A 23,047-nucleotide genomic window follows, 5' to 3' on the forward strand; every position below is an offset into this window, starting at 1 on the left:
CTGTCACTGCGCCTGTACCACGGCTGCCACAGCAACGCTTTGCAACAACGACCAAGCCCTTGATTTACCTGGCCCGCAAAGCAGTGGCCCAACCTTTGCTCTACGCTTTAACAAGCGCTTGCCGCGCTGCACTCCAATAAACATAAAAGCCAGGAGATACCCATCATGCGTTACGCACACCCCGGTACTGAAGGCGCGATCGTTTCGTTCAAGGCCAAGTACGGCAACTACATCGGGGGCGAATTCGTTGCGCCGGTCGATGGCAACTATTTCACCAACACCTCGCCGGTCAACGGCAAGCCCATCGCCGAGTTCCCCCGCTCCACTGCCAAAGACATCGACAAAGCGCTGGACGCCGCCCATGCCGCCGCTGACGCCTGGGGCAAGACCTCGGCCCAGGACCGCGCGCTGGTACTGCTGAAAATCGCCGACCGCATCGAACAGAACCTCGAACTGCTGGCCATCACCGAAACCTGGGACAACGGCAAGGCCGTGCGTGAAACCCTCAACGCCGACATTCCGCTGGCCGCCGACCACTTCCGCTACTTCGCCGGCTGCATCCGTGCCCAGGAAGGCAGCACTGCCGAAATCAACGAGCACACCGCCGCCTACCACTTCCATGAGCCCCTGGGCGTGGTTGGCCAGATCATCCCGTGGAACTTCCCGCTGCTGATGGCCGCCTGGAAACTCGCCCCGGCCCTGGCCGCCGGCAACTGCGTGGTGCTCAAGCCCGCCGAGCAAACCCCACTGGGCATCAACGTGCTGATGGAAGTCATTGGCGACCTGCTGCCACCCGGCGTGCTCAACGTGGTGCACGGCTTCGGCAAAGAAGCGGGCGAAGCCCTGGCCACCAGCAAGCGCATCGCCAAGATCGCCTTCACCGGCTCCACCCCGGTGGGCGCGCACATCATGCATTGCGCGGCCGAGAACATCATTCCGTCGACCGTGGAACTGGGCGGCAAGTCGCCGAACATCTTCTTCGCCGACATCATGAAAGCCGAACCGCAGTTCATCGAAAAGGCCGCCGAAGGCCTGGTACTGGCCTTCTTCAACCAGGGCGAAGTGTGCACCTGCCCATCGCGCGCACTGGTGGAAGAGTCGATCTACGACGACTTCATGAAAGTGGTGATGAAGAAGGTTGAGTCGATCAAGCGTGGCGACCCACTCGACACCGACACCATGGTCGGCGCCCAGGCGTCCGAGCAGCAGTTCGACAAGATCCTGTCCTACCTGGAAATCGCCAAGGGCGAAGGCGCCGAGCTGCTGACCGGCGGCAAGGTGGAGAAGCTGACCGGCGATCTGGCCACCGGCTATTACATCCAGCCGACCCTGCTCAAGGGCACCAACAAGATGCGCGTGTTCCAGGAAGAAATCTTTGGCCCGGTGGTGAGCATCACCACCTTCAAGGACGAAGCCGAAGCCCTGGCGATTGCCAACGACACTGAGTTCGGCCTGGGTGCCGGCCTGTGGACCCGCGACATCAACCGCGCTTACCGCATGGGCCGCGCGATCAAGGCCGGCCGCGTGTGGACCAACTGCTACCACCTGTACCCGGCGCATGCCGCGTTTGGCGGTTACAAGAAGTCCGGTGTGGGCCGCGAGACGCACAAGATGATGTTGGATCATTACCAGCAGACCAAGAACTTGCTGGTGAGCTACGACATTAATCCGCTGGGCTTCTTCTAACTAACCCCTCCTCCCACATTTGAAATGCAATCAAATGTGGGAGGCGCGGTACCCCTCCCATCCTTAGCTCTCCACAAGTACTTGCGAATTGCATTCGGCACACAGAGGCCGAGTTAAAAACAATAACAATGAAAGGTACTTCTTCATGCCTAGCGAACCGACTGGATCTTCCGTCGACTTCGAAAAAGTCGACTCCCAATATTTCCAACAACGCGAACTCAAAAAAGGCGCCGCTGGCTGGGTGCTGTTAGTTGGCCTTGGCGTTGCCTACGTGATCTCCGGCGACTACGCCGGCTGGAACTTCGGCCTGGCCCAGGGTGGCTGGGGCGGCATGTTCCTCGCCACATTGCTGATGGCCACCATGTACCTGTGCATGTGCTTTTCCCTGGCTGAACTGTCTTCGATGATTCCCACTGCAGGCGGTGGCTACGGTTTTGCCCGCAGCGCCTTCGGGCCCTGGGGCGGGTTCCTGACGGGCACCGCGATCCTGATCGAATACGCCATCGCGCCCGCCGCCATCGCGGTGTTTATCGGCGCTTATTGCGAGTCGCTGTTCGGCATTGGCGGCTGGATGATCTACCTGGCGTTCTACATCATCTTTATTGGCATCCACATCTTTGGCGTGGGTGAAGCCTTGAAGCTGATGTTCGTGATCACCGCCATCGCCGCGATTGCCCTGGGCGTGTTCCTGGTGTCGATGGTGCCGCACTTCAATGTCGCCAACCTGCTGGATATCCCGGTGACCGAAGCCAAGGGCGCCAGCACCTTCCTGCCCTTCGGCTATGTCGGCGTGTGGGCGGCGATCCCTTATGCGATCTGGTTTTTCCTTGCCGTCGAGGGCGTGCCCCTGGCCGCTGAAGAAACCAAGAACCCCAAACGCGACCTGCCCCGCGGCCTGATCGGCGCCATTGTGGTGCTGACCAGTTTTGCCCTGCTGATCCTGGTGATCGCACCGGGCGGCGCCGGCACCTATGCGCTGGTCAAGTCCGGCAACCCGTTGGTGGAAGCGCTGGCGTTGTCCTATGGCGGCTCGACCTGGATGGGCAGCTTCGTCAACCTGGTCGGCCTGGCCGGCTTGATCGCCAGCTTTTTCTCGATTATCTACGCCTATTCGCGGCAGATCTTCGCCTTGTCCCGCGCCGGCTACCTGCCGCGCAAACTGTCCCAGACCAACAAGAGCAAGGCGCCGGTCCTGGCGTTGGTCATCCCCGGCATTATCGGTTTTGGCCTGTCGCTGACCGGCCAGGGTGACTTGTTGATCCTGGTGGCGGTGTTCGGCGCGACCATTTCCTACGTGCTAATGATGGCCGCGCACATCACGCTGCGCATCCGTCGCCCCAAAATGGACCGTCCGTACCGCACGCCGGGCGGCATCTTCACGTCCGGTGTCGCCCTGGTACTGGCCTGTGTGGCCGTCGTTGCGGGCTTTTTGGTGGATCCAAGGGTGGTGATTGGCGCCGCAATCATCTATGGAGTATTAATTGCTTACTTTGCTTTCTACAGCCGGCATCACTTGGTAGCGGGCACGCCGGAAGAGGAATTCGCGGCGATCCAGGCCGCAGAGGCCGCCCTGCACTAACTGCCGTAAACCTCGACGCGGGTTCCTGCCCGCGTCGTCAAGGAGACACTGTATGGCAAGCTTTTCCCACGCGGTGGGTGCACAAACCTACCGCTTCGACAGCCTCAAGGACGTGATGGCCAAGGCCAGCCCCGCACGCTCCGGGGACTTTCTCGCCGGCGTCGCCGCGCAGAACGACGGCGAGCGGGTGGCGGCGCAAATGGCCTTGGCCAATATCCCGCTGACGCACTTTCTGCAAGAGGCGCTGATCCCTTATGAAAGCGATGAAGTCACCCGACTGATCATCGACACCCATGATAAACAGGCGTTTGCCCCGGTCAGCCACCTGACCGTCGGCGGCCTGCGCGACTGGCTGCTCAGCGATGCGGCCGATGAACAATCCCTACGCGCATTGGCGCCAGGGCTGACACCCGAAATGGCCGCCGCCGTCTCCAAGATCATGCGCGTGCAAGACCTGGTGCTGGTGGCGCAGAAGATCCGCGTGGTCACCCAGTTTCGCGGCACCATGGGCCTGCGCGGGCGCTTATCGACCCGCCTGCAACCCAACCACCCCACGGATGAACCGGCCGGTATCGCGGCCAGCATTCTCGACGGCCTGCTCTACGGCAACGGCGACGCCATGATCGGTATCAACCCGGCCACCGACAGCATCGCCTCGATCTGCGCCATGCTGGAAATGCTCGACGCGATCATCCAGCGCTACGACATTCCCACCCAGGCCTGCGTGCTGACCCACGTCACCACCTCCATCGAAGCCATCAACCGTGGCGTGCCGCTGGACCTGGTATTCCAATCAATTGCCGGTACCGAGGCGGCCAACGCCAGTTTCGGCATCAGCCTGAGTGTGTTGCAGGAAGGCTACGAGGCGGGCTTGAGCCTGAACCGTGGCACCCTGGGCCAGAACCTGATGTATTTCGAAACCGGCCAGGGCAGCGCCTTGTCGGCCAATGCGCACTTTGGCGTCGACCAGCAAACCTGCGAAACCCGCGCCTATGCGGTGGCCCGCCACTTCAAGCCGTTCCTGGTGAATACCGTGGTTGGCTTTATCGGCCCCGAGTACCTGTACAACGGCAAGCAGATCATTCGCGCGGGCCTTGAAGACCATTTCTGCGGCAAGCTGCTGGGGGTGCCGATGGGTTGCGACATCTGCTACACCAACCACGCCGAAGCCGACCAGGACGACATGGACACCCTGTTGACCCTGCTCGGCGTGGCCGGCATCAACTTCATCATGGGCATCCCCGGCTCCGACGACATCATGCTCAACTACCAGACCACCTCATTCCATGACGCCCTGTACGCCCGCCAAACCCTGGGTTTAAAGCCGGCACCGGAATTTGAACAGTGGCTGGCGAAGATGGGCATCTTCACGCAAGCCGACGGCAAGGTGCGCTTCGGCAACAGCCTGCCCCCGGCATTTCGCCACGCCTTGGCGCAATTGGGATGAAGGAGCCACCCGTGCAACTCGACCTTCCTGAAAACCCGTGGCTGGAGCTACGCCGCCTGACCCCGGCGCGCATTGCCCTGGGCCGTACCGGCACGAGCATCCCGACCAGCGCACAGTTGGACTTCCAGTTCGCCCATGCCCAGGCGCGGGACGCAGTGCACCTGCCCTTCGACCATGGGGGCCTCAGCAGCCAACTGGCCGAACGCGGGCGTGACAGCCTGTTGCTGCACAGTGCGGCTGTCGATCGGCATAGCTACCTGCAACGCCCCGACCTGGGGCGGCGCTTGAGTGATGAATCGGCCCAGCGCCTGCGCGACTATGCGGCGGCCAATCCTGGCGGTGTGGACCTGGCGGTGGTGGTGGCCGATGGCCTGTCGGCGCTGGCCGTACATAAACACACCTTGCCGTTTCTCGCACGCATGGAGGAACAGACTCACGCCGAGGGGTGGTCCTTGTCGCCAGTGATCCTGGTGGAACAGGGCCGCGTGGCGGTGGCGGATGAGATCGGGCAATTGCTGGGGGCCAAGATGGTGGTGATCCTGATCGGCGAACGGCCGGGACTCAGTTCGCCGGACAGCCTGGGGCTGTATTTCACCTACAACCCCAAGGTCGGCCTGACCGATGCCTACCGCAACTGCATCTCCAACGTGCGCTTGGAAGGCTTGAGTTATGGCATGGCGGCCCACCGCCTGCTGTACTTGATGCGAGAGGCGTGTCGCCGGCAGTTGTCGGGGGTCAACCTCAAGGATGAGGCGCAGGTGCAGACCATTGAGTCCGACGACCCGGACCTGATGAAAGGCAACTTCCTGCTCAGCCCGCCGTTGGACTGATCGCGGCACGATTGCGCTTTTTTGCGTCTTTAGGCAGCATCGAGTCACGGCCGCTCGCGTGGTCATACCCTTTGGAAGTTGAGGCCTGGCATGCGGATCACTCAAGCGACCCTGGAACACCTGGACCTGTTGACCCCCTTGTTCGTCAAATACCGCGAGTTCTACGGGGCGCTGCCGTTCCCGGATTCGTCGCGGGCCTTCCTGGAAAAGCGCCTGCGCCGCAAGGAGTCGGTGATCTACCTGGCCCTGGCCGACGATGACGACAAGCGGCTGCTGGGGTTCTGTCAGCTGTACCCAAGCTTTTCGTCGTTGTCGCTCAAACGCGTGTGGATACTCAACGACATCTATGTGGCCGAAGACGCGCGTCGGCAACTGGTGGCGGATAACCTGATACGTACAGCGAAGAAGATGGCCAAGGAGACTCATGCGGTGCGGCTGCGGGTGTCGACCAGCAGTAACAATCAAGTGGCGCAGAAGACCTATGAGTCGATCGGGTTTCGCGAGGACACCGAGTTCAAGAACTACACCCTGCCGATCAGCGAAGACTGACGCCCTGACACCTTGTGGGAGGGGGCCTGCCCCGATAGCGGCTTTTCAGTCAGACTATTTATAACTGACCGAATGCTTTCGCGAGGAAACTCGCTCCCACAATGCATTTCTGGCGATCTGTGGACCGTGCATCGCGACATCCCCCGCTACAAAACCAACACGCTTTTCACCTCTCAATCCGTATAATGCGGACCTTTCAGGGTTGTAAGAAACACTACATACACTTGTAGCCTTATTACCCGAGCTTCCGCACAGGCCTGCCGAGCCGGGCCGTCCACACAGGTGCCATCCATGGATTTCAACCCGCTAGACCTTATCCTGCATCTCGACGTCTACCTCGACCTGCTGGTTACCAATTACGGTCCGTGGATCTACGCCATTCTGTTCCTCGTCATCTTTTGCGAAACCGGCCTGGTGGTCATGCCGTTCCTGCCGGGTGATTCGTTGCTGTTTATCGCCGGCGCCGTCGCAGCGGGCGGTGGCATGGACCCGGTATTGCTCGGCGGCCTGTTGATGTTGGCGGCGATCCTCGGTGACAGCACCAACTACGTGATCGGGCGAACGGCCGGGGAACGCCTGTTCAGCAACCCGAACTCGAAAATCTTCCGCCGCGACTACCTGCAAAAAACCCACGATTTCTACGACAAGCACGGCGGCAAAACCGTGACCCTGGCGCGCTTCCTGCCAATCCTGCGGACCTTTGCACCGTTCGTCGCCGGTATCGCGAAAATGCCCTACCCGCGTTTCTTCGGTTTCAGCGTGCTGGGCACCGTCTTCTGGGTCGGCGGCCTGGTGACACTGGGCTACTTCTTCGGCAACGTACCGTTCATCAAGAAAAACCTGTCGTTGCTGGTGGTGTTCATCATTCTGCTGTCGCTGGTGCCGATGATCATTGGTGTAGTCCGCAGCCGCTTTGGTGGTCGCACCTCTTCCGAAGCCAAGCCGCACTGACCGGCCATGTGGTCCCTCAGCGCCTGGCGTCGCCGGCGCCTGCTGGCCAAGCACCCGATTGCCGATGACACCTGGCAACGGGTGCGCCACCACCTGACCTTCCTCGACGGCCTCAGCGCCGAACAGGACCAGTGGCTGCGCGAAGCCTGCGTGGTATTCCTCGCCGAAAAACACCTCACCGCCCTGCCCGGCGTCAACCTGCATCAGGAACAACGTCTGCTGCTCGCCGCCCAGGCGCAACTGCCCTTGATGAACCTCGGCGACCTCGACTGGTACCAGGGCTTCCACGAAATCGTGCTGTACCCAGACGACTTCCTCAGCCCGCAACGCCATCGCGACGCCAGCGGTGTCGAGCATGAGTGGGACGGCGAACACAGCGGCGAAGCCTGGCAGCAGGGTCCGGTGATCCTCGCCTGGCCCGGCGTGCTGGCCAGCGGCAACTGGGAAGGCTACAACCTGGTTATCCACGAACTGGCGCACAAACTCGACATGCTCAATGGCGATGCCAACGGCCTGCCGCCGTTGCACCACGACATGCGCGTGCAGGAGTGGGCCAGCGTGATGCAAAGCGCGTTTGACGACCTCAACCGCCAACTCGATGCCAACCCCGACGCCGAGACGGCCATCGACCCTTACGCCGCCGAAAACCCGGCTGAATTCTTTGCCGTCACCAGCGAATATTTTTTCAGCGCGCCGGATTTACTGACGGAAAGTTATCCACAGGTGTATGCGCAACTGAGCCGCTTTTATCGCCAGGATCCCCTGGCCCGCCTGAACCAACTGCAAGCCAGCGACCCGCGTTATCAGCCACAAGGCGAATGACCGTACGACGTCTGGCGCATGGCATCGGCGTCAGAATATGCCTATAATCGCCGCCACTTTTAGGCCAATCCGGCCATGTTCCATGGCCAACTACGGGGGCAACGCCCAATGAGCTACAGCAAGATTCCGGCTGGCAAAGACCTGCCGAACGACATCTACGTCGCCATCGAAATTCCGGCCAACCACGCGCCGATCAAATACGAAATCGACAAAGACAGCGACTGCCTGTTCGTTGACCGTTTCATGGCCACCCCGATGTTCTACCCGGCCAACTACGGTTTCATCCCCAACACCCTGGCTGACGACGGCGACCCCCTCGACGTGCTGGTTGTAACCCCTTACCCGGTTACCCCAGGTTCGGTCATCCGCGCACGCCCAGTCGGCATCCTGAACATGACTGACGACGGCGGCGGCGATGCCAAAGTGATCGCAGTGCCACACGACAAGCTGTCCCAGCTGTACGTCGACGTGAAGGAATACACCGACCTGCCCCCACTGCTGCTGGAACAGATCAAACACTTCTTCGAGAACTACAAAGACCTCGAAAAAGGCAAATGGGTGAAGATCGACGGTTGGGGCAACGCAGACGCCGCCCGTGCCGAGATCATGAAGTCGGTCGCGGCCTACAAAGGCTGATACCCGCTCCTCATTGCACCGGCAATTAAAAAAGCCCCGATTATTCGGGGCTTTTTTTGTGGGGGAAATTAAACATCAAGTTCAATGTTTAACTCACAGCGTTCAACTAACCAGCAAGTCCGAAAGATAAAGCCACAACTAAGCAAAATCCTACTCGCGCGATTCAACGCATGGTTTATTTGATCTGTTTTTCCGGCCAGTAAACTCTGCGTTTATGAATACATCAGGTGATCGCTTAAAAGCGCTATTACGGGAAGTTAATCTTTCCGCCTCCGACTTCGCCAAGAACCGCGGCGTCACGCCTCAACACGTGAACAACTGGTTCAAACGCGGCGTCCCCATGGGCCGACTCAACGAGATCGCAGAGCTGCTGTGCGTCTCCAGCCGCTGGCTACACGCCGGCCTGGGCCCCAAACATCCGCCGGCCAACTTCCTGCTGGACGGCCCCACTGCAAGGAAAGCACTCCCCTTCCGCGAAGAGAGCGGCAAATACCTCACAGGCCCAGCCTGCCCCCCGGAAAAAATCGACGTGGAGATCCCCCTCCACCCGTCATTCACCTCCACCGAGCGCATCCGCGTCTCCCTGCACACCCTCGAAACCCTCACCGTCAACCCCGACCGCGCGGTAGGCGCCTATATGGTCGACAACAGCATGATCGACATCATCCAACAAGGCGCCACCCTCGCCATCGACCGCGGCCGCACCCAAATCATCGACGGCGAAATCTACGCCGTCGAACACGACGGCATGCTGCGCATCAAATACCTCTACAACCGCCCGGGCGGCGGCCTGCGCATGCGCAGCCACAACGCCAACGAGCACCCGGACGAACACCTCACCTACGAGGAACGCTTCGAACAAAACTTCCAGGTCGTGGGCTGGGTATTCTGGTGGTCCACCCTCAACAACCGCCGCCCACCGGTGCCACTGGATGAACACCTGCTGGGCTGGGAAGGCTCTAAATCGGATCCGGAGGTGGGCATTTGAAGTGAATGTGGGTATCATGCGCCGCACATTTGGCAGGGGGTGGTCTTAGGCTATCCACCTTGCCTGGCGAAGCGGAGACGTTCCCGCGGATGCCCCTACTATTCAGCCAGACGCAATGTTGGCTGAGCGATTTGAAGGCTGGTGAGGTTTGTCAAAAACAAGCTGAGGCGGTCCCCGAGAAGCCGGCCACAAGCCGGCTTTTTAATGCCCACAAGAATCACAAACCCAAATTGTCCAACAGCTGTTGGACGATTGAATAGCTAACGCGGGCAGATTATCGCCTCATATGCCTCTCAGCAGCATTATCTAGGCTGTATGCCCCCAAGAGCGCGATCCGCCACCATCTTCGCGATCTCCACCCAATGCATCACCGCCGTTTGCGGCGCAGCCAGTGACTCACCGAGCACTTGCGAAGTCGCCACCGCCCACTTCAGCAACTCAGCCACGCGCACCCGAGCATCTTTGGCCCCTTTAAGCTCCAGCCTCAATCCAATATCAAATGCGGCAAAAACCGGCTCGAATCCTTGGTAATCAAACTATTATCCTCCCGCACCCCAATCCCCGCCGCCTGGTCCCCAATCACCCAGGACCCAATCAACGTATAGCTGTCCCCAAACCGCGGTAGCGGTGCGAATTCCTGAAGGATAAACGGCGCGTCCGTGTAGGGGCCGTCTTCTTTCACGATCAGTCCGTCAGCAGTTTGCAGCTCGATGTTGGCCCCTTCCCGCGAGAAGAACGGCTTGCGCACCCAGCCCTTTGGCACGGCTTTACCTGGGTCGGTATCCAGGTGGGCCGCGAGCAAATTGGGGTGGCCTTTGTTGAATTCCCACAGCAGCGGCAAGACGCCTTTGTTGGAGAGGATGGCCTTCCAGGCGGGTTCGAAGAACTGCGTGTCACTCTCGGCGATCGCAGCGCCGAAGGGTTCGTGGAAGATGAATTCCCAGGCGTGCAGTTTGAACAGGTGGGGAATCCAGCGATCTTCAAGGTCAACGAAGCGACCTTCTGCGGTCAGGCCGATGTCTTCGATGTCGATGTGGCGCGATTCGATGCCAACTTTTTCTGCGACCAGGCGCAGGTAGTCGGTGGTGCCTTTGTCTTCGACCGAGTCTTTCATGGAGGCGAAGTAGAACGGCTGGTTGACCTGCAGTTGAGCGAAAGCCTGGTGGAGTTTGGTGTCGATGCTGTTGAACTGGTCGGCATGCTTGGGCAGCAAGCCGCGTTCGATGCATTGCTCCAGCCAGCCCCACTGGAATGCCGCGGCCTCGTAGAGGCTGGTCGGTGTGTCGTAGTTGAGTTCCAGCAGCTTGGCGGGCCCGGTGCCGTTGTAGGAGAAGTCCATGCGCCCGTACAGGTGCGGGTGGCCTTCGAGCCATGAGGTTTTGATCATGTCGAAGAAGGGCGCGGGAATGCTCAGGCGCTCGAGCAGCTCTTCGCTCTGGACCACGCGGGCCACGAGGTCCATGCACATGTCATGGATCTCGGTGGTCGGGTCTTCGAGGTCGTTCTCGATTTGCTTGAGCGTGAACTGGTAATACGCGCTCTCGTCCCAGTAGGGTTCGTCGTCGATGGTATGGAACAGAAAGCCAAGGTTTTCAGCCGTCTGTTTCCAGTCATCACGTTCTGCGCAATGGATTTTCTTCATGGCCCGGCTCCTTAACTGCTCGACCCGCCGCCGCCCCAGCCGCTGCGTGCGCTGGCCTTGCTGCCGAAGCCGCCACGGGAGGTGGCCGACGCCACGGAGCTCGACTGGCTGGAAGAGCGCAGCGTGTTGGTGTAATTGCTGCTGCCGTACCTGGCCTGATTCGAGCGGCCAAACGTCGCCCCATTCGAGACCCGCTGATTGAGCGTCGAGGAGCCGTAGTCGCCGCGATCATCGCGATAGCGATACACAGGCTCGGAGCGGTAGCTGTTGCGATTGCTGCTCAGCATGTTGCCGATCAGCAGACCGGTCAGCAGGCTGCTGGTGGAGAAGCCGGAGCCGCCGCTGCTGGCTTGCGAGCCGGGAACCTGGGCCTGGGCAGCGTCTACCTGGGATTGTGTCACCTGGCCTTCGGCGGTCAGTTCGAAACCGCCCAGCTTGGGAATGAACTGGCCATTGGAGTCCAGCTGGCACCAGCCCGCGACAAAGTCGGCATCGCAATCGGCCTGGCTGGCGTATACCGGGGCAATGCGGCGATGCTCGGCCATGGCGGTCATGTAGGCGTCCGAGCAGACGTCCACTGGAAGCTTTTCATCGGCACACTGCTGAACCGACTGGAAGTTGTACTTTTTCTGCAAATCGTAGGTTTTTTCCGTCGGCCCACAACCGGATATCGCCATGGCGACCGACGCTGCCAGCGAAAGCTGGACGTACTTGCTTCGTTTCATCGGGAGCTCCGTGCGCAATCAGTTCTGGGTAGGCGTCATGCACGCGGCATTCAACATGCCCACGCTGATGGCCACGGCGGCCACGTAGATGCCCGCAGCGAGCTCGCCTCTCTTGATGCGCTCGGAAGTGCCTTTGAGCACGAGGCTGGTCAGCAGAAACGCCAACAGTTGGACGACGGCGGCGATCACCGCCCAGACGACGAAGTCGAGGATGCTGATCGAGTAGGCAATCACGTTGCTGGCTGGAATGGCGAAACCGACGATGGCGCCGCCCAGGGCGACTGCCGCGGAAACGTTGCCCGCCCGGATCAGCTCGAACTCCTTGTGCGGGGTAACGCGGGTGTAGATGAACTGGAACAGCGCGAACAGCACCGCCGCCCCCAGAATGTAGGTGACAAAGCCGACGACGGCGGCTTTGTTCAGGGAAATGGAGAGAGCTTCTAGCATGGACTTCTTCCTTTTTTAGAGCGCATTCAAGTCGGTTGTGTACAGCGAAATGCCCAGCGACGTGCTCAGGCTGACGGTGCCTTCAGCGTCTTCTTCGACAGAGAACAACAGAAACTCCCGTCGATCGGTCAGGCCTGTGTCACGGGCATATAGCATCGAGCGGTGCTCGACACTGTAGGAGTCCTCGGGGTTTATCACGTGCTCGCTCATGGCCACCAATTCTGTCTGGCCATCCTCGCTGCCCCACACGCGCGCGTACTCGACGCCATTGTGGGTGTAGGTCGGTAATCCGATCAGACTCTGCGGCCCCGCCAGCCGACGCAATTCAGCCTCGCTGCTGAGGGTGACGTAACTCAGGTAGTTGAACAGGATCACCGACTCGACCTGCCCGGCGATGTCGCCTGTGGTGTGCACCTGCAACCAGTAGTCTTCGTCGTTCATATAATAGCGCGACAGCCAGGTCGACTGCCCGAGGTCCACGGTGCCGTTACTCCAGATTTCCTGGGAGCCGGGGATAACCACTGTGGTTTTCCCGTCGAGCAACAACTTCAGGGTCGCATCGAATATCACGCCTTTGCCCGGTGCCAGGCCCAGAGGCCCGCTGGTCGGCAGCGGTTCGGCGGCGGCGCCTTTCGATTGTGTAGTCGCTTGCGGGGCCTCAAGCCCCATCAACTGTTTAAACCATCCCATTGGAAATTTCCTTGAGGCGGGTGGAGGCGATGTAGAAGAGTTCGCCGCCTTCAACGCGCGTAGCGCTGGGCGGGTTGATCGAGGGTTGCTGGGCACCTTTGGCGCGATAGCCGATGAGGGTGGCGTTGTGGCGCTCTTTCATTTGGGTGTACAGATCGCCGAACGTTGCTTCAAACGCCTCGGGCAATCTCATCAGGTATTGGGTGGCGCCCTGCCCCACGCACAGCAACTCATTGATGACCACCGACGAGCCCGGATCCTGGGAGGCGCGCACCAACATTTCGATGGCCATGCTTGACGTGCATTCCAGGCTGGGGGCGTAGGAACTGGCCAGTGCGGCAATTTCACTTTCATTGAAGTGGGCGACGACATGCCCGACCGGACTCAGTTGATTCACCGCCAGCACGGTGGCCAGCGTCAAATCGTCAGACGGGGTTCGCACCAGCACACGCTCGGCGCCGGGCACACCGGCACGCAGCAACAACGCTGTGGAGGACAGGCTCTCACCACGGATGAACGCCGCTTTGCCCGGCATCGGGTTTTCTTCGAGGGTGCAATCGCAGATGACGATCAGGTTGTCGTTCGAGGTTTCGTCTTGAAGCAATAACTCGATGACCCGCTCACTGGACGCGCCCTCCCAGCCGATGAGCACGGTATGGCCGACCTTGCCGGTGAAATCGCCTTTGCCCTTCATGCCTTTTCTCCATGCATCGATGACAGTGCTGGTGGTTTTGCCGATGGCTGCCGTCAGCAGCGCAATGCCGCCGAGCATGACCCAGGTCGCTACGAACACGCGCCCCGCCGAGGTCTGTGGCGCAAGATCGCCATAGCCGACGGTCAGCGTGGTGGCGAGATAGAAGTAAACAAACGTGGCCGGATCGGTGAGGTGCTGTTCGCCCAGGTACACCAGGCCCAGATAAGCCGTGCTCAGGTGAACGCCCAAGGCAACGACCAGGCCTGCCCAGCCGAAACGGTGAAAGAGGGAGGAGGCGTACATGCGCAGCAAAAGAAAAATCGACATTCCGTCCCTGACTCCCTGGGTACTTGATTCCTGATCACGCCATCGCCTCGACGTCTGGATGCTCAAGTGCGTTCAGCCGGCATTAAACCTGCTGCGTGGTTTGGAGAGAAGTACCTTGGCTGCAATAAATCCGGCGAATGCACCAAACAGATGCCCTTCGAAGGAAACACCCTGACGCGGCAGGAAGCCAAGGATCAGGCCGCCATACAGTACCGCTACGACACCGGCCGTTATCAGGTTGCTCCAGCTCCGGTGGAACCAGGCGCGCGATAACAGGTAGGCCCATAACCCGAAGACCCAGCCGCTGGCCCCCACGTGTATGCCCGCAAAACCGAACAACCAGAGCAGTGAACCGCCCAGCAGGATAATGATCGCGCTGACGGTAACGAACCGATTGAGCCCTTCGATGATCACCAGGGTGCCCAGGATCAAAAAGGCAACCAGGTTGGCGCTCAGGTGGGCAAACGACCCGTGCAAAAACGGTGAGGTGAGGATGCCGGGCAGCCCCTGCAGCGTTCTCGGGATCAGGCCGAACGCCATGAGGCTGTAACCGGTCGCCACATTGAGCAGTTGCAGCGCGACCATGAACAAGGCCAAGCCTGCGATTGTCTTGAAACCCTTCAGGGCATCCATCCTGACCTCGACGTAAAAAAGAAGGGCAGACACTGCCCTCCCTGCGGCGATGCTGCTTACTCCGCCGACTTTTGCTTCAGACGCTCCAGAATCGCATTGGCGCTGCCTTCGTTCGGCGTGATGCCGGCTTCGCGCAGCTTGCGCTCCAGGTCGGTCCCGGTCGATGCATCCGCCAGTTCATCCTGGGCTTGCAGTTCAGCGGCGCGCTGCTGTTGCTTGGCCTGCAAACGATTCAGCGTACCGACGGCGGTTTCCAGCTTGCCGTTGGCACCGCCGCTGGCGATGGAGGCGCTGACCTGGGCCTTCTGTACGCTTTCGCGAGCCTTGGCCATATCCACTTGCTGGCGCAGGCTTTTGATCCGGCTTTCGGCCTTGGTGATGTCCTTGCGCATGCTTTCGGCATAGCCACCGAACTCGGTGGCTTGCTTGTGCTCCACATCCCGCTCGTTGGTCAGGGTCGAGATGGCTTCGGCCACTTCCAGGGCGAGGTCTTCACGATTGGCCTGCAGGGCAGCCACCGCCTTGGACTCCAGGTCCTTGATCTTGGCGTCGTACTCGTTGACGCGATCAGTCGCCAATTTGTGCTTGGCCATGATGCTGACCAGTTCACGCTTGGCGTTGGCCAGCGCGGTGTCGGCGTCGCGAATTTCCTGATCCAGAATGCGCAGGGCCTGTTGGTCGACGATCGATTCGCCGACTTCATTGGCACCGCCACGCAGCGCGGTGAACAATTTGCTCCAGATGGACTGAGTCATTGGATACTCCCGAATACTTAATTGAAGAAACGTTCGAAGGCTTCGCTGGCGCGCTGCACGTTGTCGACCAGGGTTTTCACCTCGGTGACGATGTTTGTCAGGCTGGAGTCGGAACTCAACGCACCGAACATGTTGTAGACAACTTGCCCGTTAGGCATGGACTCGATACCGATCGAGGACAGCGGGAACATTTCCCGGCTGCGCAACACCGCGTCATTGAATTTCGTGACATCGTTGATGGATTCGACATCGACTAGAACGGTGTCAACGATGATCTGCTCGCCCACCACCGCGATGTAAATCGGCAAGCCACCGAAGTCGTTCATTTCCAGCTTGATACTGGACTCGGAGCCTTGGACGAGAGAAAGCGTAATGTCCTTGGACACCACGTCGTCCAGGGCCTGAAGAGCGGTGTAGAGGCGATCGATATTCCAGTTGGTACCTGCGCTCATGTAATTCTCCGACATGAATGAGCCAGCCAGAATCGGCTGGCGAAGCTGTTTCTCCATCTGCTTGAGCAAGCTTCGGTTTTCGGGAAGCACCCAAGTCTCGTGTTTCACGTAGCCGGCGGCCGCCAGGCCTGCACGCATCTGCTTCATGTAAAAGCTCGATGGCTTTTTGGCGGACGGCTTCAAGCGCTCTCCCTGAAGGCTCGTTGAATCGGTATCGGGCCCTTTAGACGGACTCGATGGAGAGCGGCGTTCCATGGTACTGACCTCGCTGTGAAAAACTCACGCGTGAGAAAATCTACAGGCATTTTTTGCCACGCTCAATAGCTCACGCGTGAGATTTTTTGACTTACTTTTCTGACCACTAAAAGGATCAGTCCTACTGACAACTCATGAATTGTCGCTTTTGAGTTGACGGTATTACCCATTCCAGCCGATTTATCCCCCAGCACCCACCCATTAATCTGTGCCCATGTTGAACGCAACGCCCAACCAACCTAAACAAAAAAGGATTCAACCATGAGCACTGCAACCTACAACCGCTTGAACAAAGACGACGCCGTGGTTCTGCTGGTCGACCACCAAACCGGCCTGATCTCCCTGGTGCAGGACTTCTCGCCCAACGAGTTCAAGAACAACGTGCTGGCCCTGGCGGACCTGGCCAAGTTCTTCAACCTGCCGACCATCCTCACCACCAGCTTCGAGCAAGGCCCCAACGGCCCGCTGGTCCCCGAGCTGAAAGAGATGTTCCCGGACGCGCCGTACATCGCTCGCCCAGGCCAGATCAATGCCTGGGACAACGAAGACTTCGTCAAGGCGATCAAGGCTACCGGACGTAAGCAGATCATCATTGCCGGCGTGGTAACGGATGTATGCGTAGCGTTCCCGACCTTGTCGGCACTGGCGGAAGGGTTTGATGTGTTTGTGGTTACCGATGCGTCGGGCACCTTCAACACCACGGTGCAGCAGGCAGCGTGGAGCCGGATGACCCAAGCGGGTGCGCAGATGATGAACTGGTTCTCGGTGGCGTGTGAGCTGCATCGCGACTGGCGCAACGATATCGAAGGCCTGGGGAATTTGTTGTCCCAGCGTATCCCTAACTATCGCAACTTGATGAATGGTTATGCGGCGCTGACGGCCCATCAGAAGTAAGTAAGCCGACGGTTGCGATAAGCCTGCCCTGAAAAGCAGGCTTTCGCTGTTTTGTGCCAGCAGTTGCCCCCTTGACTCTCCCCTATACAGCACACCCTACCCTGAAAGCCCCAACTTTCAGGTCACGCCCCATGGCTCAACGCATCCTGGTCATCCTTGGCCATCCTTCAACCACCAGCTTCTGTTCGGCCCTGGCAGACACCTACAGCCACTCGGCAAAGATCGCCGGCCATGAGGTGCGTGTCCTACGCCTGGGTGATCTGGTTTTCGACCCGATCCTTCACAACGGCTACAGCGAAATCCAGCCCTTGGAACCCGACCTGCTCAGCGCCCAATCCGACATCCTCTGGGCCACTCATCTGACGTTCGTCTTTCCGATTTGGTGGGGCGGCATCCCGGCGCTGTTAAAGGGCTTTATCGACCGCATTTTCCTACCTGGCTTTGCCTTCAAATACCGTGAGGGCAAGCTGTTTCCTGACAAGCTGCTACACGGCCGCACCGCACACTTGCTAGTGACCCTGGATACGCCGCCGTGGTATTACCGCTGGTTCTATCGCATGCCGGGCGTGCATCAGATGCGCAGCACTACATTGGCGTTTTGCGGGATCAAGCCGCTCAAGACGTTACTGCTGGGAGCGGTGCTGGGTTCTACGCCGGGGCAGCGAGCCAAGTGGCTGACACGAGCCAGCGTACTAGCGGGAAAAGGGAGTTTTCATGTACATCGGCAAAGCCGCGCAATTGTCGGGCACGACCATCAAGGCGATTCGGCACTATGAAGCGATTGGCCTGCTGCCGACGCCGCAGCGCCGGGGCCAATACCGGGTCTATTCAGAGCAGAGCGTTGAGCTGCTGATGTTTATCAAGTGTGCGCAGCAGTTGGGTTTCAAGCTCAAGGAGTTGCAGGAAATTTTGCGCGGTTCCCAAGGCGACGCATTGCCTTGGGAGCGGGCAGACCGGGCCATCGCCAGCAAGAAACGCGAGTTGGCCGCACAAATCGCCAAGTTACAGAGCGTACAGGCCGGCTTGCTTGAGTTTGAGAGCCAGCTGAAAGAGGCGCATGGACACTGTTCGTCAATGAGCAGCATCGCTATTTGAAGTAGCCTTTGAAGGTGAACTGACGCGATTTTTTCGCTGCCCACGTAAGCCCATTCTGATTTTCAAAACCGTTCATCCAGCCGCTTTTCGCTGCGGCAGACTCCGACGCCTTGCCTTCTGCCGAGACGTCACGGATGACCAACGCTTCCCACATTGCCCATATCGAACATGAGCTGGATGGCTTCCATCAGAGCCTGGTGACGTATCGCCAGCAACTGGGGGCCTGGTATTCGCGCGCGCTGGATTCGGTGAGCCACGCCGCTGATTTACCGTCGTTGCTGGGGATGGATCGGGTGTTGCGCGCGGGGAATTCGCAACGTTCCGTGAGCCTTTCCGATACCGACTTCTCCACCGTGGCCCGCTGCCCGGCGGGCGGTGTGTTGCAGATCGAAAGCAAGTTCGAGTCGGTGTATGACGTGCCGATCGGCGATATCCCGGTTGAGGTGATCGGCCTGGATGACGGCAGTTCGACCGTGGTCATGCTCGATGAACAGGGTAAAGGCTCGCACCCATGCGTCGCGGGCGCGCGCTACCAGGTACGGGTGCAAGGCGGCGTGTCGGCCCAACAGGTGGACGCGTTGTTTGTGTCCTACGCCGGGTTGACCGCAGACCTGGAGCAATGGCTGCGGTCGCAGTGGGAAGGGTTCAAGCCGCATTGGCAACAGTCGACGGCCAGCGCGATTGGCAGCGGGATATTGGCTGGCAGTTGGGCGGCGATTCGCGAGGTGTGGGACAGCATCCAGCTGGTGCAGGCAATTCTTGAAGATCCTCTGAAATACGTCGAACAACTAGGGGCTGAAGCGGCCAAGCTGGCGGACTTGGCCGCCAGCGCCCCCAAGGTCATGGAACAGGCGATGTTGCTCGCCAGTGATGAAGCAGCGCTGTTCCTGCTGGTGCGCACGGCGATGATCTGGTTGGACGCGTTGCCACCCAGTGAGATTGCGCAAGTGGCGGCTGGGTTTGTGGTGTCGCTGCTGATCGACCTGGTGATGGGTGCGGTGCTGACCATCGCATTGCCCGCGGCAGCAGTGGCGTATTTGAGCCTGCGGCTGGCCAGGTATGGCGCGCAGATGGTTAAGGCGGCTGTAGGTTTTGTCCAGGGCGTGCTGGCGATTCTGACGAAGTTCATGCAGGCGGTGGATCGCTACAAAGCGGTGGCGGTTCGCGGCGCGGTCGGCGGCGTGAAGCAAGGCACGCTGCAGATGCGCTGGCGGGCGCAGCAGAACACGGTGCTGAAGCAAAAAGAGCACGTGGATGATGCGCCTCTTTCGGGGAAAAACCCTGCGGGGGATGCTGCCGCGTCTTCGGATAAAACCGTCACCAACGGCTGCCCGGTGTCGATGGTTACCGGCGAGGAGCTGCTCACCCTCACCGATGGCACGCTGGACGGGATCTTGCCGTTCGAGTGGACCCGGTTGTACCGCACCAGTGCGGTGGAAGTGGATTGCGGGCTGGGCTTTGGCTGGAGTCACGCGCTGGCGCACAGGCTTTCTGTGGTGGGCGATTCAGTCGTCTGGATTGACCATGAAAACCGCACGACTGAGTTCCCGCTGCCCACCGCGGCTCGCCCCGCGATCACCAACAGCCTGGCTGAAGCGGCGATCTATCTGGGCGCTTCGCCGGATGAACTGGTGCTGGCCCAGGCGGCGCGGTTTTATCACTTTCGCGACGGTGTATTGGTCTCGATCAGTGATGCGTATGACAACCGCCTGCGAATTTTCCGCGACGTATTGGGGCGCATCGAACGGTTGGATAACGGCGCGGGCCGGTCGCTGTTTTTGCGCTATGAACGGGGCCGCATTGTGGCGGTGGACTACCAGGTTCAGCGCGCCAACGGGCATGAACCCTACGTCTGGGTGACGGAGCAGCACGTTGTTGCCTACGCCTATGACGACGCTGGACGGCTGGTCTCGGCGACCAATGCCGTCGGCGAAAGCGAGGTTTACCGCTACGACGATAAGCACGTCATTCTCGAGCGGCAATTGGCCGGTGGGGCGAGTTTCTTCTGGGCGTGGGAACGGTCTGGCAAGGCGGCGCGATGTGTCCGGCATTGGGCCAGTTTTTCGCAGATGGACACGCGCTATGTCTGGGGCGAGGACGGCAGTGTTGTCGTTCATAACGCCGATGGCAGCCAGGAAGTGTATGTCCACGATCAGCGTGCGCGCTTGGTGCAGCGGATTGATCCGGACGGTGCTTCGCATTTCAAATCCTACGATGACAAAGGTCGGCTGACGGTCGAGCAGGACCCGCTGGGGGCGGTGACGGCGTATCAGTACGACGAAGCCGGACGCTTGGTCGCGCTGTTTCCGGGGGATGACGAGCCGACGTCCTACGAGCATGACAATGGCTTCGTACGCGTGGTGCGCCGGGGTCAGGCGCTGTGGAAGTACGAGCGCAATGACCAAGGCGACATTACGCGTAAGACCGATCCCGACGGCCATGTCACCGACTACAGCTACGACCAATACGGACAACTGGTTGGGGTTTGGTACCCGGATCACAGTTGTCAGCGACTGGTGTGGAATGAGCGCGGGCAACTGCTGGAGTAGACGCTGCCCAATGGCGGTGTGCGGCGCTATCACTATGACGACTTGGGTCGACAGATTGCCCGCGAGGATGAGCATGTCGCGCTGACCCAGTACCAGTGGGATGCTGCCGGGCGCCTGGTCAAGCTAACCCAACCGGACGGCACCACGCGCGAATACAGCTACAACCCCTACGGAAAAATCACCGCCGAACGCGATGAACTCGGGCGCGTCACCCGCTACGAATACGCCGACGGCTTGCACCTGATCAGCCGCCGTATCAACGCCGATGGCACCCAGGTCCACTACCGCTACGACAACGCCCGGTTACTGCTGACCGAGATCGAAAATGAGGTCGGCGAGACCTACCGGCTCGACTACCACCCCAACGGGCTGATTCAACAGGAAGTCGGGTTTGATGGGCAGCGTACCGCTTACGCCTACGACCTCAACGGCAACCTGCAGGAAAAGACCGAACACGGCGACGATGGCAGTCAGCTCGTTACTCGTTATGAGCGAGACCACGCCGGACGCCTTGTACGAAAAACCCTCCCCGACGGTAACCTTGTTGAATATACCTACGACCGCCAAGGCAACCTCCTTAGCGTCGACGACGGCCACTGGGCCCTCGCCTACGAATACGACCCACAAAACCGCCTGACCGCCGAACACCAAGGCTGGGGCACCTTGCGCTATGGCTACGACGCCTGCGGTCAGCTTCAAAACCTGCGCCTGCCCGACAACAACCGCGTGGTGTTCAACCACAGCAAAGGCGGCCACCTCGCCACCGTCGAGTTAAATGGCGCACTGCTGACCTCTCATCTATTCAAGGCCGGCCAAGAACACCAACGCCAACAGGGCCAGCTCCTCAGCCACTACCACTACGACGAACAACACCGCCTGCACGCCCACACCGTCGCGCAGCAGGACACTCCCCTCTACCAACGCCACTACGACTACGACAAAACCGGCAACCTCACCCGTTTAGTCGACAGCCGCAAAGGCGAACACCACTACCACTACGACCCCCTCGCCCGCCTCACCCGCGCCGACCACACGCAAGACCCGCACGAACGCTTCGCCCACGACCCGGCCGGCAACCTGCTCATGCAAGACCGCCCCGGCCCCGACATCGTCGCCGGCAACCGCCTGATGATCCAGGGCGACCGCCACTACGACTACGACGCCTTCGGCAACCTGATCCGCGAACGGCGCGACAAGGGTCACCAACTCGTCACCGAATACCGCTACGACTGCCAGCATCGGCTGATCGGCATTACCCAACCCGACGGCCAAACCGCGAGCTATCGCTATGACCCGTTTGGGCGGCGCATCAGCAAGACGGTCGACAACATCACCACGGAGTTTTTCTGGCAAGGCGACAAACTGGTTGCCGAACACCACGCCGAAAAGCATCGCAGCTACCTCTACGAACCGGACAGCTTTCGCCCGCTCGCCCTGCTGGAAGGCTTCGGCCCAAAAGACACCAAGCCTTATCACTACCAACTCGACCACCTCGGCACACCCCAAGAACTCACCAATCCCGAGGGCGAAATCGTCTGGTCTGCCCACTACCGCGCCTACGGCGAAATCACCCGGCTCGACATCGGAACAGTCGACAACCCACTGCGTTTTCAGGGTCAGTACTTCGATCAGGAAAGCGGGCTGCACTACAACCGCCATCGCTACTACAATCCGGATGTTGGTCGTTACCTGACACCGGATCCGGTGAAGTTGGCGGGTGGGATCAATGGGTACCAGTACGTGCCTAACCCTACGGGGTGGGTTGACCCGTTGGGACTGAATACTTGTCCCGGTGGAGACAGATGCAAGCCATCTGTCGATGCCAAAAATCCGAAGATAAATGCTAACTCCAATCCGGGCGAACCTGCCCTGCCATCCGCATCAGGAGAGATGGTCAGGGTTAGACACTACACCAATAGGAAGGGATTGAATGGAATAGAGCAAGATGGAGAAATTTTAGCGCTTGACAACAATAGAGTTTACGTAGAACGAGCAAGAAGTAAGATTCTAAGCGCTGCTGATGTACAAAAGCGCTATCAGGTCGATATAAGCCGGGGTCGAGACTACGTAGAAACTGACGTTCCGAAACACATGCTGAAAGAGAAGAAAAACCCAAGGTACGGCTCGTTAGAGCTGACAATTTGGGGAAATCTAAAATTAATAAATCCTACTTTCGTCAGGAGAAAGTTAAATGTTGGATGCAAACAAAAAAATAACCATCTCTGGAGAAGACGCTCTGGAAGCACTGGCAGAAATCGAATTCATGTTAGTTTCACTGCGCAAAATGGGCACCTACTATATTGATAAACCCTGCGAAGACTATCAGCGAGCCACTACGGACTTTATTGACAACGCTCGTATTACATCGAGGCTCGCCAAAGTAAGAGGACTAATCACTGCA

At 59.5% G+C, this 23,047-nt stretch carries 20 protein-coding genes and 1 pseudogene; 13 read left to right on the forward strand and 8 right to left on the reverse strand.

What is annotated here, in order from left to right; all coding sequences use genetic code 11:
* Positions 1-165: 165 nt before the first annotated feature.
* From P2T68_RS32340 to P2T68_RS32380, 9 genes are all read left to right on the forward strand, one after another.
* Complete coding sequence (locus tag P2T68_RS32340; protein ID WP_024077593.1) at positions 166-1,686, forward strand: aldehyde dehydrogenase family protein; 1,521 nt, start codon at positions 166-168, stop codon at positions 1,684-1,686.
* 145 nt (positions 1,687-1,831) lie between these two features.
* Complete coding sequence (eat, locus tag P2T68_RS32345) at positions 1,832-3,265, forward strand: ethanolamine permease (RefSeq protein ID WP_024077594.1); 1,434 nt, start codon at positions 1,832-1,834, stop codon at positions 3,263-3,265.
* Between the two features lie 52 nt (positions 3,266-3,317).
* Positions 3,318-4,712 carry an ethanolamine ammonia-lyase subunit EutB gene (locus P2T68_RS32350; RefSeq protein ID WP_024077595.1) on the forward strand — a complete coding sequence of 465 codons (1,395 nt, stop codon included), beginning with the start codon at positions 3,318-3,320 and terminating at the stop codon, positions 4,710-4,712.
* A complete protein-coding gene (eutC, locus tag P2T68_RS32355; protein ID WP_150095509.1) occupies positions 4,709-5,542 on the forward strand; it encodes an ethanolamine ammonia-lyase subunit EutC in 834 nt (277 codons plus the stop codon). Before P2T68_RS32350 ends, eutC begins: the two co-directional genes overlap by 4 nt.
* Positions 5,543-5,632: 90 nt before the next feature.
* Positions 5,633-6,091 carry a GNAT family N-acetyltransferase gene (locus P2T68_RS32360; RefSeq protein ID WP_069077089.1) on the forward strand — a complete coding sequence of 153 codons (459 nt, stop codon included), beginning with the start codon at positions 5,633-5,635 and terminating at the stop codon, positions 6,089-6,091.
* A 291-nt stretch (positions 6,092-6,382) separates the two neighbouring features.
* Positions 6,383-7,042 (forward strand): DedA family protein, encoded by a 660-nt coding sequence (locus tag P2T68_RS32365; protein ID WP_069077088.1) that lies wholly within the window; start codon positions 6,383-6,385, stop codon positions 7,040-7,042.
* Between the two features lie 6 nt (positions 7,043-7,048).
* Positions 7,049-7,864: a M90 family metallopeptidase gene (locus tag P2T68_RS32370; protein WP_277378790.1), complete on the forward strand. Its 816-nt coding sequence runs from the start codon at positions 7,049-7,051 to the stop codon at positions 7,862-7,864.
* Positions 7,865-7,972: 108 nt separating this feature from the next.
* Positions 7,973-8,500 (forward strand): inorganic diphosphatase, encoded by a 528-nt coding sequence (ppa, locus tag P2T68_RS32375; RefSeq protein ID WP_003176323.1) that lies wholly within the window; start codon positions 7,973-7,975, stop codon positions 8,498-8,500.
* A gap of 214 nt (positions 8,501-8,714) precedes the next feature.
* Complete coding sequence (locus tag P2T68_RS32380) at positions 8,715-9,488, forward strand: XRE family transcriptional regulator (protein WP_081329255.1); 774 nt, start codon at positions 8,715-8,717, stop codon at positions 9,486-9,488.
* A 484-nt stretch (positions 9,489-9,972) separates the two neighbouring features.
* Here P2T68_RS32380 and P2T68_RS32385 read toward each other — a convergent pair whose 3' ends face one another.
* The 8 genes from P2T68_RS32385 to P2T68_RS32420 all read right to left on the reverse strand — a co-directional run bounded on the left by P2T68_RS32385 (position 9,973) and on the right by P2T68_RS32420 (position 16,000).
* Entirely contained in the window at positions 9,973-11,130 is a 1,158-nt protein-coding gene (locus tag P2T68_RS32385; RefSeq protein WP_024077624.1) for a glutathionylspermidine synthase family protein, read from the reverse strand.
* Positions 11,131-11,141: 11 nt separating this feature from the next.
* A complete protein-coding gene (locus tag P2T68_RS32390; protein ID WP_024077625.1) occupies positions 11,142-11,855 on the reverse strand; it encodes a DUF1190 domain-containing protein in 714 nt (237 codons plus the stop codon).
* 18 nt (positions 11,856-11,873) lie between these two features.
* On the reverse strand, positions 11,874-12,302 hold the full coding sequence (locus P2T68_RS32395; RefSeq protein WP_024077626.1) for a DUF350 domain-containing protein: 429 nt from the start codon (positions 12,300-12,302) through the stop codon (positions 11,874-11,876).
* A 15-nt stretch (positions 12,303-12,317) separates the two neighbouring features.
* Complete coding sequence (locus P2T68_RS32400; RefSeq protein WP_168233270.1) at positions 12,318-12,992, reverse strand: DUF2491 family protein; 675 nt, start codon at positions 12,990-12,992, stop codon at positions 12,318-12,320.
* Positions 12,979-14,013 (reverse strand): ion channel, encoded by a 1,035-nt coding sequence (locus P2T68_RS32405; protein ID WP_277378791.1) that lies wholly within the window; start codon positions 14,011-14,013, stop codon positions 12,979-12,981. The genes P2T68_RS32400 and P2T68_RS32405 overlap by 14 nt, the downstream gene beginning before the upstream one ends.
* 72 nt (positions 14,014-14,085) lie before the next feature.
* On the reverse strand, positions 14,086-14,646 hold the full coding sequence (locus P2T68_RS32410) for a rhomboid family intramembrane serine protease (protein ID WP_069077085.1): 561 nt from the start codon (positions 14,644-14,646) through the stop codon (positions 14,086-14,088).
* A 56-nt stretch (positions 14,647-14,702) separates the two neighbouring features.
* Positions 14,703-15,401: a PspA/IM30 family protein gene (locus tag P2T68_RS32415; RefSeq protein ID WP_024077630.1), complete on the reverse strand. Its 699-nt coding sequence runs from the start codon at positions 15,399-15,401 to the stop codon at positions 14,703-14,705.
* Positions 15,402-15,418: 17 nt separating this feature from the next.
* A complete protein-coding gene (locus P2T68_RS32420; protein WP_081730367.1) occupies positions 15,419-16,000 on the reverse strand; it encodes a YjfI family protein in 582 nt (193 codons plus the stop codon).
* 369 nt (positions 16,001-16,369) lie between these two features.
* Between P2T68_RS32420 and ycaC the strand changes: the two genes are divergently transcribed.
* The 4 genes and pseudogenes from ycaC to P2T68_RS32440 all read left to right on the forward strand — a co-directional run bounded on the left by ycaC (position 16,370) and on the right by P2T68_RS32440 (position 22,950).
* The gene (ycaC, locus tag P2T68_RS32425; protein ID WP_024077632.1) at positions 16,370-17,002 is read left to right on the forward strand and encodes an isochorismate family cysteine hydrolase YcaC; all 633 of its coding nucleotides are present in this window, start codon (positions 16,370-16,372) and stop codon (positions 17,000-17,002) included.
* A 131-nt stretch (positions 17,003-17,133) separates the two neighbouring features.
* Positions 17,134-17,778: an NAD(P)H-dependent oxidoreductase gene (locus tag P2T68_RS32430; protein WP_150295757.1), complete on the forward strand. Its 645-nt coding sequence runs from the start codon at positions 17,134-17,136 to the stop codon at positions 17,776-17,778.
* Positions 17,717-18,097 (forward strand): MerR family transcriptional regulator, encoded by a 381-nt coding sequence (locus P2T68_RS32435; RefSeq protein WP_024077634.1) that lies wholly within the window; start codon positions 17,717-17,719, stop codon positions 18,095-18,097. The genes P2T68_RS32430 and P2T68_RS32435 overlap by 62 nt, the downstream gene beginning before the upstream one ends.
* A gap of 134 nt (positions 18,098-18,231) precedes the next feature.
* Positions 18,232-22,950 (forward strand): annotated as a pseudogene (locus tag P2T68_RS32440) (RHS repeat-associated core domain-containing protein).
* The last annotated feature ends 97 nt before the right edge of the window (positions 22,951-23,047 follow it).

The organism is Pseudomonas sp. G11, assembly GCF_029457515.1.
GTDB lineage: Bacteria > Pseudomonadota > Gammaproteobacteria > Pseudomonadales > Pseudomonadaceae > Aquipseudomonas > Aquipseudomonas gorinensis.

Excerpts from the sequence above, each read along its gene's own strand:
- P2T68_RS32340 (WP_024077593.1), top strand. The coding sequence starts at position 166 with ATGCGTTACGCACACCCCGGTACTGAAGGCGCGATCGTTTCGTTCAAG.
- eat (WP_024077594.1), top strand. The coding sequence starts at position 1,832 with ATGCCTAGCGAACCGACTGGATCTTCCGTCGACTTCGAAAAAGTCGAC.
- P2T68_RS32350 (WP_024077595.1), top strand. The coding sequence starts at position 3,318 with ATGGCAAGCTTTTCCCACGCGGTGGGTGCACAAACCTACCGCTTCGAC.
- eutC (WP_150095509.1), top strand. The coding sequence starts at position 4,709 with ATGAAGGAGCCACCCGTGCAACTCGACCTTCCTGAAAACCCGTGGCTG.
- P2T68_RS32360 (WP_069077089.1), top strand. The coding sequence starts at position 5,633 with ATGCGGATCACTCAAGCGACCCTGGAACACCTGGACCTGTTGACCCCC.
- P2T68_RS32365 (WP_069077088.1), top strand. The coding sequence starts at position 6,383 with ATGGATTTCAACCCGCTAGACCTTATCCTGCATCTCGACGTCTACCTC.
- P2T68_RS32370 (WP_277378790.1), top strand. The coding sequence starts at position 7,049 with ATGTGGTCCCTCAGCGCCTGGCGTCGCCGGCGCCTGCTGGCCAAGCAC.
- ppa (WP_003176323.1), top strand. The coding sequence starts at position 7,973 with ATGAGCTACAGCAAGATTCCGGCTGGCAAAGACCTGCCGAACGACATC.
- P2T68_RS32380 (WP_081329255.1), top strand. The coding sequence starts at position 8,715 with ATGAATACATCAGGTGATCGCTTAAAAGCGCTATTACGGGAAGTTAAT.
- P2T68_RS32385 (WP_024077624.1), bottom strand. The coding sequence starts at position 11,130 with ATGAAGAAAATCCATTGCGCAGAACGTGATGACTGGAAACAGACGGCT.
- P2T68_RS32390 (WP_024077625.1), bottom strand. The coding sequence starts at position 11,855 with ATGAAACGAAGCAAGTACGTCCAGCTTTCGCTGGCAGCGTCGGTCGCC.
- P2T68_RS32395 (WP_024077626.1), bottom strand. The coding sequence starts at position 12,302 with ATGCTAGAAGCTCTCTCCATTTCCCTGAACAAAGCCGCCGTCGTCGGC.
- P2T68_RS32400 (WP_168233270.1), bottom strand. The coding sequence starts at position 12,992 with ATGGGATGGTTTAAACAGTTGATGGGGCTTGAGGCCCCGCAAGCGACT.
- P2T68_RS32405 (WP_277378791.1), bottom strand. The coding sequence starts at position 14,013 with ATGTCGATTTTTCTTTTGCTGCGCATGTACGCCTCCTCCCTCTTTCAC.
- P2T68_RS32410 (WP_069077085.1), bottom strand. The coding sequence starts at position 14,646 with ATGGATGCCCTGAAGGGTTTCAAGACAATCGCAGGCTTGGCCTTGTTC.
- P2T68_RS32415 (WP_024077630.1), bottom strand. The coding sequence starts at position 15,401 with ATGACTCAGTCCATCTGGAGCAAATTGTTCACCGCGCTGCGTGGCGGT.
- P2T68_RS32420 (WP_081730367.1), bottom strand. The coding sequence starts at position 16,000 with ATGAAGCAGATGCGTGCAGGCCTGGCGGCCGCCGGCTACGTGAAACAC.
- ycaC (WP_024077632.1), top strand. The coding sequence starts at position 16,370 with ATGAGCACTGCAACCTACAACCGCTTGAACAAAGACGACGCCGTGGTT.
- P2T68_RS32430 (WP_150295757.1), top strand. The coding sequence starts at position 17,134 with ATGGCTCAACGCATCCTGGTCATCCTTGGCCATCCTTCAACCACCAGC.
- P2T68_RS32435 (WP_024077634.1), top strand. The coding sequence starts at position 17,717 with ATGTACATCGGCAAAGCCGCGCAATTGTCGGGCACGACCATCAAGGCG.